The organism is Bradyrhizobium valentinum (assembly GCF_001440405.1).
In the GTDB taxonomy this organism is placed as follows: Bacteria; Pseudomonadota; Alphaproteobacteria; order Rhizobiales; family Xanthobacteraceae; genus Bradyrhizobium; species Bradyrhizobium valentinum.
In genome coordinates, this window is record NZ_LLXX01000184.1 from 1 (window position 1) to 10,086 (window position 10,086).

Genomic DNA, 10,086 nt, shown 5'->3' on the forward strand with positions numbered 1-10,086 from the left:
CGTCAACGCCGTTTCAAAGGCCGCCGTATCACTCAGCTCTGATTCCGGGTACTAGTTCCAAACCTCCTTCATTTAGCTAGTAGACCGCGCCGGACTTGCTTGGACAAGAGCCGCCATGTTTCCAGGCGGGTGCTGGTTTTTCCACATCTTCTTGTGTGCTTGCGGAATTTCGGCGCACCTGAAGGCTTGGGACAGACGGGGATCTATCCGCCGTTCAACAACAAGCCGATTCGCTTCCCACACTTGATATGGATTCGCGAAGTGGCTGCCCTGGACTCTTTTCTGTCGCATCCAGATAAAGCGCGCATCCATCGTAAGGTTGTAACCTGAGGTCGCACCGCAGAAGACAACCATTCCGCCTCGTTTCACGACGTAGCAGCTGACTGGAAATGTCATTTGTCCCGGATGCTCGAAGACAATGTCGACGTCGTTGCCCTTCCTTGTAATCTCCCAAATGGCTCTGCCGAAGCGGCGCACCTCCTTCATGTAATCGCTGTAAGCGGTCTCATGGACATCGGGAAGTCGGCCCCAACAGTCGAACTTGTTCCGGATTATCACGCCCTTGGCCCCCAATGACATCACATAGTCACGCTTCGACTCGTCAGATACGATGCCAATCGCGTTCGCCCCCGTGACAGCTACGAGTTGGACTGCCATCGAGCCAAGTCCGCCAGCCGCGCCCCACACCAAAACGTTTTGACCTGGTCGGATGGCGTGTGGGCGATGACCAAATAACATCCTGTATGCAGTCGCCAGCGTGCCCGTATAGCAGGCGCTCTCCTCCCAGGTTAGGTGCTTTGGCCGGGGTAATAGCTGACGCGATTGAACGCGCGCGAATTGCGCAAAGCATCCGTCCGGAGTTTCATAACCCCAAATTTTCTGAGAAGGCGAAAACATGGGGTCGCCCCCATTGCATTCGATGTCGTCGCCGTCGTCCTGATGGCAATGAAGAACCACCTCGTCACCCACCTTCCATTTCTTCACGCGATCTCCCACCGCCCAAACAATTCCCGCAGCATCGGATCCGGCGATGTGATGAGAGTGCCCATGCATGTCGAAGGGCGAGACCGGCTGCCCGAGAGACGCCCAAATAACATTGTAGCCGAGTCCGGCCGCCATAATCATGACCAGAGCGTCCTCCGGTCCTACGGAGGGCGTATCAACCACCTCCACTTGCATCGCAATCTCTGGATCCCCATGCCGCTCTCGGCGTATCACCCAAGCATACATGCGCTTCGGTGCATGACCCAATGGCGGAATCTGCCCGATCTCGTAAAGATTTTTCGCGACAGCCTGGGTATAGTTCGCCACGGACGGATCGTAGCCGCTATGTTGATTGATTCCGCTCATATGTACCTCGATGCAGATGAAAATGAACAGGCGCACCGGCGAGTCAGGCTCGTGACGCTCGGCTCGTCGCACGGACACGTCAGGCGAGCGCCTCCAGCGCTACTTGATTTGTTAGATGGTTGCAGGCCACTCGCCGGAGCACTTTGCCGTCGACTGCCGAGATCGCCGTCAGCGCCTCAGGCTCGGGAATTAAAAGCATCCGCGAAGCGCTCGCCCGGAAAATGTTTCCCAGGCCGTGCGGCCGTTGCTCAACGAGTGTCCATAGGGCTCTATAATCCCACAGTATCGGCGAGAAGCCGAAGCAACCGATTTGCGTCTTGAGCGATCGGCGACGCGTGCAATCAGACAAGATCTCTTCTCGCCGAGCGCTTTCAGCATCTACGGTTGGGCGATTCTCGAGAAGGCGTTGACAGGCTTTCAATGCATCTCGGATTGGCCGTGACGCAACGAGGACATTCGGCAGAGAGTCGACCGCCAAAAACACAGTCCGATCGAATTCGGCCGTAACCACATGAATCCCGAATTGATCGATGGCTTGCCACAACTCATTTAGGTAATATCTTGCGGTTACTATCGGGGCCATTGCCATGCGAAGTTCAGTCGACAGCGGACGCTCAACGGAAGTTGAGGCAGCGGCTGGTAATAGCCCGTATTCTGGCGATTGCTTTGGCAACCGTGAACTGTTTATCGATCGTATTATGTGCAGCCGATCTCCAGGTACTTTTTGAATATGCGGATCCCCGATACACATAAGCCTCGGGAGAGCTGCACGATCTCCGCGGTGACCTAACAAATCGCGGCACTTTTAGTCACGAACCGGTCGGCAGTCTCGATCGTGAAGAGTACAGCAAAAGGGAGGGGAAGTCGCCCTACCAATTCTGGAGGGACGCGCAAGATCGGTCCATCACTTTCAAAGGGTATGCTCCTCAGCCGACACCTGCCACATCCATTTTGGAGCTGCTCAAAGGTGGTCAACGGCAGGATGCTTGACTTACCGCGCTCGACCCCATCGAACATGAATTCGAGGGCAATGCCATGCCGATCTCATAAGAGCAGCACAACGCCACATCTTGCGCTAAACATCAGTGGCTTGATGGATGCTGTGACTTGAGCATCTCCGCACGTTCACGATTCGCGGTCGTTCTGCATAGCACGGGCGTGCCCATCGCGTACGTGAAGCGGCTTTCCGAAAACCGCGAGACCATCCTCGAACAGTTTCCCTCGGGGCTGGAGCCTTCGGCCGAAAGAAGCACCTGGAACGGCGCGGCTAGCGTGATCTGGCTGTAAAACTGTCGGCTTGCGCCGATGCTCAGCAGGGCCCTAAGGCCGGTTTTCCGTTTGAAAGCTACAGCAATCTCCTTGGCCGGGTCGGTGAAGTTCGCGGCAACCGCGATACTGATGTTTGCCGCTTGGGCGCTGCCTAGCCCGCATTTCTCAGTGCGCCCCAACGGCGCGGATCACCAGTGGAGGAAGGTACCACCCAGACAGTAGTCGGTTTGATCTGGTAGCTGGCAAGCGGCTTGTCTGAGCAATCGGGCGGGTTGAAGCCTTGCGACAAAGGCCGCCGTGGGCGGTTGAGCAATCCAGTGGGCCGTAACGTGAGTAAAGCCTGAGCAGGCCTCGAAAGTGAAATTGCGGATGCCGACCCGCCTGAGATTCGGGGAAGGCCGCGTGGGACAGGGAAGTAACCGACACGAGCACCTGTCTCGATCCGCCGGGGTAGTGGGCACGGCACGCCGGAATGGTGATTCGGGTAATTGGGGGAGACCCGCAGCGGGCGGAGGTCGCGTCTTCAACGTCGCAATTGGCGGCGGTCCGCAGCGGGAGTCGGACAGGGTTGCGGTACCGTTGAAACCGGGTAACGCCGGCGGAGGGAAGGACCCTGACTTCTGGCGCGCGTCTGACGGAGAGGAGGATCGGTGATTGGCGATGAGCCTGACAACACCAGATAGCATCCGGAGTCTTCAGAGGAAGCTGTATTGCAAGGCGAAGGCTGAACCGGCGTTTCGCTTCTATCTGCTCTACGACAAGATCTACCGCGAAGACATCCTGGCCCACGCCTATGCGCTGGCCCGTGCGAACGGGGGCGCGCCGGGCGTGGATGGAATGACATTCGCGATGATCGAGGCGGCGGGGCTGGAAGAGTGGCTCGCCGAAATCAGGAAGGACCTTGTCGCGAAAGCGTACAGGCCTGCACCGGTGCGACGGGTGATGATCCCGAAGCCGGGCGGCGGCGAGCGGCCACTCGGCATCCCGACGATCCGGGACCGGGTGGTGCAAACTGCCACCAAGCTGGTGCTGGAGCCGATCTTCGAGGCGGACCTTGATCCCGCAGCTTATGGCTACCGACCGAAACGGAGCGGGACCGAGGCGATCAAGGCGGTGCACGCGCTGCTCTGCCGCGGCTATACCGACGTGGTAGACGCCGATCTGGCGAAATACTTCGACACGATTCCGCATCAAGATTTGATGCGGTCGGTGGCGCAGCGCATCGTCGACCGGCACGGGCTGCGGCTGATCAAGCTGTGGCTCAGAGCACCGGTCGAGGAGCGAGATGCGGACGGGAAGCCGCACATGACAGGTGGGAAGAGAAGCCGGAAGGGCACCCCGCAAGGCGGTGTGGTCAGTCCGCTGCTCGCCAACATCTACATGAACCGCTTCCTTAAGCACTGGCGGCGCACTGGACGAGGTGAAGCCTACCGGGCCCACGTCATCTCCTATGCCGACGACTTCGTCATCCTCAGCCACGGGTACGCGGATGAGGCGCTGGCGTGGACGCGGATGGTGGTGACCAAGCTCGGGCTTGCCCTCAACGAGACGAAGACCGTGGTCCGGGACGCCCGGCACGAACGCTTCGACTTCCTTGGTTATAGCTTCGGCCCGCACCATTACCGGAAGGATGGTCATTGGTATCTGGGCGCGAGCCCGTCAAAGAAGAGCGTCCAGCGGCTCAAGGTCAAGGTGAGCGACATCCTGGTTCCTGGCAACATGGGTGCATGGCCTGAAGTGCGAAACCAGCTCAACCGCATGCTGCGGGGCTGGAGCGCGTACTTCTGCTACGGCACTCGGCTGCCGGCGTACCGGGCCGTTGATAACCACGTCTACGAGCGGGTCCGCCGATTCCTGGTTCGACGTCACAAGGTGCCGTCGCACGGCACCAGCCTCTTTCCGCGAGAGGCCGTGTTCGGCGCGCTCGGGGTCTTCCACCTCCGGCGCGTCCACTTGGGACCACTGCCGCGTGCCCTGCAGTGAAGCCAGTCGGAAAGCCGGATGCGGGAAATCCGCACGTCCGGTTTGATGAGCGGGGAGAGGAAACGGAGCGATGCCAACACGGCTCAAGCCACCGCGCCTCTCCTCGACTCTACCAGGGCCAATTGATTTGCGACGGCCATTGGTTGATCGGCGCGAAGGCGACGAGGACCGTGGCGCCGAAGGCGCTGGGGCGATTTGGTTTTGTGTGTCTCCGCTGGGGCTTGTTAATGATGCCGCGGATTGGGCGCGTTGCGGCGGCGCGTGTCAGGCCGGCGAGGCGCGGGCCTTGGCGGCTTCGGCCAGGCGACGGGCAGCACGGCCCCATTGTTCGGCGGCTGGGCAGGCCGAGGCCATGGCGATCTTGATGCGGCGGCAGGAGATGCGCACCAGTGCCCCGATCTTCAGCAGCTTGAGGCGGATGGTGCCGCAGGTGGCGTCGGCAAAGGCGGTGTCGGCAAGGCCGATGCGCCGCAGCGCACAGATCAGCACGTAGGCCATCGCGGCGAACCACAGCCTGAGCTGGTTGGCCCGCATGGTCTGAGCCGAGGTGCGGTCAGCGTAGAGATCGAGCTGGCATTCCTTGATCCGGTTCTCCATGTCGCCGCGGGCGCAGTAAATGTCCTCATAGAGCTGCCGCGCGCCCGCCTCGCTGCGCTTGAGCGAGGTTACGACGAAGCGCGGGTTGGCCTCGCCGTGCGTCCACTCCGCCTTGGCGACGACGCGGCGCTCCTGGCTCCAGCTATCAAGCGTCGTCCACTGGAAGTCCCTGAAGCGGCGCGCCGGGCGGCCGGTCTTCTCGGCCGCGGCTCTTGCCGTGGCAAGCTCCTCTTCGATCATGGCGACCAGGCGCGTGTTGCGAGCGAGCCCGAACAGGTAATCCACGCGGTTCTGCTCGCACCATGCCATCAGCGCCTCGCGCGCAAAGCCTGAGTCCGCCCGTAGCAGGATGCGCACGAACGGCCAGCGGGCACGGATCTGCCGGACGATCCGCTCGACCTCCGTGACGCTGCCCGCGCTGGCGTCGATGTCGGAGGGGCGCAGTTTGGCTGCCAACAAATGCCGGCCGCAGAACACGTATAGCGGCAGATAGCAGTAGCAGTCGTAATAGCCGTGGAAGAAGCGCCCCTCCTGCTGCCCGTGCAACGGGTCGTCGGTGGCGTCGAGATCGAGGATGATCTGGCGCGGCGGCTGCTTGTGCGCCTCCAGGAACAGCGTCACCGGCAACGCCTCGATCGCCGCCGCGTCGTAAGCGATCTTGTGATAGCGCGAAGGCTCGTTTCGGCTCAGTTCCAGCCGGTTCAGCGTCGACTTGCCGGCCACCGGCGCGCAGTCCTCGCGCCGGGCCGAAAGCTTGCCCGAAAGCACCGCCATCAGCGGATCGTGCCGCAACTCGTCGTGGTCGTTGAGATCTTCATAGCCGAGCGCGATGCCAAATACCCGCTGCCCGATCAGTGTCGCCACCGTGTGCTCGATCAGGTCCTGCCGGCGATGATCGCGAAAGCAATCCGCAAAACGCCCGACCAGATCGATCGCCCGATCGGCCGCGCCCAGAAGCAGCGCGCCGGCATCCGACGTCACCAGTCCAGCGTCAAAGGCCGCTTCCACGAGGCGTCCTTCCACCCTTCCAAAATCAAACCGCTCTGCGCTACACTCTGTCGGCATCGGGGCGCTCCTCGAATCATCGCAAAGTCCTTCTCGCAAAAGAACTTTCGCTGATTCGGCGCCCCGATGCGCCTAACTCTGTGAGAAATGCGGGCTAGCACAAACCTCGCCTCAAGAGCATCAATCGGGCAAGCTTCATCGGCAACTCCTGGCACGAACCCCACCTTTGCGGTGGCTCTTTCCTTCTCATCCAGCAATCGGCGTGCCAGTCGCTGAAGCCGATGCGCGCCTTCTTGACCAAAGAAACAAGCGTGCCTCCCGACGTCTCTGTGGGCCGCCCGTGCCGTTTTTTGTCGGCTTTCCGACGTCAGGGGTCTTCAATCCGAGATGGACGGCGAAGGACGAAAATGATGCCAGTCGCCTCTCATGCATTGGCTGAGGATGACGGCCCTGTGGTGTCTCGCCAGGACGCGCTGGCATGGTTCCGCTTTCTCCGGCATCACCCGGTTGTTCTCGTGCGATCCCATCGTGCCGCGCCGGAAAGGTGGCCGCTGACCGAGGCGAAAGATCTTTGAGATCGCGATGAGCTCGCCATCGCGGTTTTGACGTCATACAGGCGGAGAATTTTAGCTATTGGTCGGAACATGGGTCGCGCATGAAGGCGCGCCCAGTGAGTCTTCTGTTAAGGCTTGGCTCAATGGTTCGGCGCCAGGTCTGGGCATGGCGGCCGACTCCGCATTGGGAAGGAAAAGTCGTGGTTACGGGTAGTGTGATATCGAGTTTGCGACACCGCTCCGGTGAGCCGCGCGGGACCCGTCGCGGGATTGGTTCGAATTGAAGGTGGCGTGGTCTCCGAGGTGATCAGACTCGAATCATCCGGCGTCGGACGCCGGATCAGAGACCACGCCATGACCAGCAATATCACGAAGACGCCTTCACCGCAGTGTGAAGGAGAAACGGCTCCCCAGCCTTTCGACGATTGGCTCGATTCGATCGAAACTGCCGTGCGTGAACAAGTGCTGGAACTCATTGAAGAATTGATCCGCAGCCAGCCCGATTCGGCCCTTGCGCGCCCGCGCTACGAACGCAGCAAGCAGGTCGGCCGTGAGAGGGCGGCCGGCCTTACCGGTCATCGGCACGGTCGGCCGTCGGTCGCTGACCGGCAGCTTCGGGCCGATTTAGGTCGCGGTTGCCCGGCTTGACACCCCGGAGGGCGGGACGACGGAACGGAAGAGCCACGCGCTCTGGGCCGCTCAGCGTCGCACGCTGTCGGCCGACCCGCTGATCGCCGGCCGTCTACCTGTCCGGCACCAACACGCGACGGGGGCGCCGCGCTCTGGGCACGCTGTTTGCTGGCGCGGATCGTGCGCGTCTGTCGTCGTCGGCGTGTGCAGACGGTCAGAAAGTGTTGCTGGCGATCAAGAGTAAGCGGTGAGAACACCGAAGCCTGTGCGCCGGGGCTTGAGGCTACGATCGCCGCCGTGTGGGATGGCGTGCCCGTACAGCGCTGCAAGGTCCACAAGCACCGCAACCTGTTGGCGCATGCGCCCGAGCGCCTGTATGAGGAGATCACCGCGACTACAGCGACATGATCTACTCGGCGACGCGCGAGGAGATCGAGGCGCGGCGCAAAGCCTTCATCCCCAAATGGCGGCTCAAGCATCGTGCGGTGGCCGACAGCCTGCCAGAGGCCGTCGACCGGCTCTTCACCTTCACGCGATTGCCCGCCGAGTCATTGGAAGAGCGGACGCACCACGAATGCAATTCGAGCGGCTGCACGAGGAGTGCAAGCGACGACTCAAGACGCAGAGTTCCACCCGGTTGATTTCGCATCCGGAAGCGCATCGAAGGAGTATAAGGCGCTTGAGTGGCTTACCAACGATATTGACTCCCAGAGTTGATAGGTTGACCGAGCTGTGGCAGCGCGGTTTAGATTGCCTAATTGCCGTCGGAAGATGAGGAGCACGGCAGTACGACGGCGAAAATGTTTAGCTGGGCGGCGGTCACCATCGTGCCGTCCATCAGGGATGGCGGGAGACCTCGCAGCATGAATCAGGATCACAATGCCCACGAGACAAGTGGCTGGCTCTTCGTCGGAACATCCAAGATCAACGGATTTGGTCTATTCTCAAGCAGAACAATATCGAGCGGCGATGTCGTAGGAAAACTCTTTGGGGCTGTTTTACCTGTGGCACACAAGAGAACGATACAGATCGATCGTCATCGACACCTTTGTAGTGATTACATTGACTTCATTAACCACAGTTGTCGTCCCAACGCGTACGTCCGCGTCGAAGGCGCGAGCATCGTCTTGAACGCCATCGAGCAGATTCGTAGTGACACCGACGAAATAACGATTGACTACAACTGCTCCGAGTATTCGCTCGCCGAAAGCTTCAGTTGTCGATGCTGTCAGATTCCGAACCGTATTTGCGGATACAGATATTTGGTGGAGACAAATCAAAATGACTACTTGCGCCGCATAAATCGATTTGCACTGCTGCATCTCGCGGAAATGACGTCTGAAGTTAAGCGGGCTTCGATCAATCCACTATCCCGCTGAACGCGCGGACCTCAAGCGAATTCAATCTTCTTGGGAGGGTAGAGAAATGCGGATGAAACCCATCGCCGCAACGTGCTGTCGTGAGAGGCGGAGAGCATGAAAAGCATCTTAGACGCGATGCAACCGGTATCGATGGCTCAGAAGACCATCTTCGACCGTTACTTTGCGGAGTTTCCGCCCAAATGCTGTGAATGAGCTTTGCAAACACTTTCTGCTGGGCCGACATAAAGAACCACCAATTTTGTCTATATCGAAATCACCTCGTGGTGTCGTATCAACGCAAATCGGACAACGAGCCGCAGTTCTTTCCTCCGATAGGAGACCATCCGAAAGAGATCATGTTGGAGCCGCTTCCCAGGCTCGGGACATACCGATGGGTGCGAATCCCAAGGAACCTTTCGGATGAGCTTTCAGGAAGCCTGCCCGTGTGACAACAGTGACTAACTACTACAACGTCGACGAGTTGATCAGGTTGAAGGGTAAGAAGTTCGAAGGGAAGCGAAACCTCGTCAGGAGGTTTGCCGGTCTCAATCCGAAGGTACGGGCGCTGCAGGCACGGGATGCGACTGTTTGCATCGAGCTTCAAGAGAGATGGCTGAGCGAGCAAGATGCTGACCGAGATTCGGCAGAAGAGGAGACCTCCGCCGCTAAAGTCGCTCTCCAGCACTTTGATTCCCTGCCCATAGAGGGAGTAGTGGTAGAGATAGGTCAGAAGCTCGTGGGTTTTGCCGTTGGCGAACGACTCAACTCTAACATGTTCGTGGAACACCATGAGAAGGCCGAACGGGAGTTCAAGGGCGGCTATGAGTATGTCCTTCACGTACTCGCAGCGAACATTGCGGCCGAAGCAACGTTTATCAATCGAGGACAGTATCTCGGTATTCCGGGCTTGCGCCAAGCGAAGCTCAGCTGGCGGCCGGCCGGACTTGTGGAAAAGTTCAGTGGGCGGATATCCTTTTGACATGGATGGATGTAAGCTGCACTTGGATCAACTTTGGTCGTTAGTCGTTCGTGAAGAACGTTTCTGAGCACCGTTTTACGCAAGGTGTGGTTGCGCTAGGCGGCGACAGAGTATCCATAGCAGGACGCGTAAAAGTTCCGCGAACCAGTGGCGGAGCAGGCTGAAGTGGTAGCCGGCGGCGGCGAGAACGGCGTTGATGCGGTCGCCGTCGCGGCCCTTGAGATGGTTGCGGCGCATTCGGTGGTCGTCCTTGAGATGGCCGATCACAGGCTCGACGGCGGCACGACGCCGCATCTCGCGGCGGATGGCTTTGGTGACGCGGCGAACCTGGCCGCTGATCCAGACCTTGAACCGGTCG

General features: G+C 59.7%; 8 protein-coding genes and 1 pseudogene. 5 read left to right on the forward strand and 4 right to left on the reverse strand.

The window, feature by feature from the left end:
- Nucleotides 1–72: 72 nt before the first annotated feature.
- Both ccrA and CP49_RS49055 read right to left on the reverse strand, forming a co-directional pair.
- Nucleotides 73–1,350, reverse strand: coding sequence for a crotonyl-CoA carboxylase/reductase (gene ccrA / locus CP49_RS33630; protein ID WP_082646377.1), 1,278 nt, complete (start codon nucleotides 1,348–1,350; stop codon nucleotides 73–75).
- Between the two features lie 1,082 nt (nucleotides 1,351–2,432).
- Entirely contained in the window at nucleotides 2,433–2,798 is a 366-nt protein-coding gene (locus tag CP49_RS49055) for a substrate-binding domain-containing protein (RefSeq protein ID WP_338060430.1), read from the reverse strand.
- A gap of 481 nt (nucleotides 2,799–3,279) precedes the next feature.
- On the opposite strand from CP49_RS49055, the gene ltrA reads away from it, so the two are divergent.
- The gene (gene ltrA / locus CP49_RS33645) at nucleotides 3,280–4,602 is read left to right on the forward strand and encodes a group II intron reverse transcriptase/maturase (protein ID WP_197423317.1); all 1,323 of its coding nucleotides are present in this window, start codon (nucleotides 3,280–3,282) and stop codon (nucleotides 4,600–4,602) included.
- A gap of 264 nt (nucleotides 4,603–4,866) precedes the next feature.
- Here ltrA and CP49_RS33650 read toward each other — a convergent pair whose 3' ends face one another.
- Nucleotides 4,867–6,264 (reverse strand): IS1380 family transposase, encoded by a 1,398-nt coding sequence (locus CP49_RS33650; protein WP_057854432.1) that lies wholly within the window; start codon nucleotides 6,262–6,264, stop codon nucleotides 4,867–4,869.
- Between the two features lie 848 nt (nucleotides 6,265–7,112).
- Here CP49_RS33650 and CP49_RS45430 point away from each other — a divergent pair.
- The 4 genes and pseudogenes from CP49_RS45430 (at nucleotide 7,113) to CP49_RS33665 (ending at nucleotide 9,728) form a co-directional block, all read left to right on the forward strand.
- On the forward strand, nucleotides 7,113–7,406 hold the full coding sequence (locus tag CP49_RS45430; RefSeq protein WP_156438799.1) for a hypothetical protein: 294 nt from the start codon (nucleotides 7,113–7,115) through the stop codon (nucleotides 7,404–7,406).
- A gap of 10 nt (nucleotides 7,407–7,416) precedes the next feature.
- Nucleotides 7,417–8,163: pseudogene (locus CP49_RS48140) on the forward strand (transposase); the annotation flags it as partial.
- Nucleotides 8,147–8,767: an SET domain-containing protein-lysine N-methyltransferase gene (locus CP49_RS33660; RefSeq protein ID WP_057854433.1), complete on the forward strand. Its 621-nt coding sequence runs from the start codon at nucleotides 8,147–8,149 to the stop codon at nucleotides 8,765–8,767. The pseudogene CP49_RS48140 and the gene CP49_RS33660, both read left to right, overlap by 17 nt.
- 427 nt (nucleotides 8,768–9,194) lie before the next feature.
- The gene (locus tag CP49_RS33665; RefSeq protein ID WP_082646376.1) at nucleotides 9,195–9,728 is read left to right on the forward strand and encodes a phosphatidylglycerol lysyltransferase domain-containing protein; all 534 of its coding nucleotides are present in this window, start codon (nucleotides 9,195–9,197) and stop codon (nucleotides 9,726–9,728) included.
- Nucleotides 9,729–9,803: 75 nt separating this feature from the next.
- On the opposite strand, the gene CP49_RS45445 is transcribed toward CP49_RS33665, so the two are convergent.
- Nucleotides 9,804–10,086, reverse strand: a 283-nt coding sequence (locus tag CP49_RS45445; RefSeq protein WP_197423316.1) for a transposase, incomplete at its 5' end; no start/stop codon positions are given.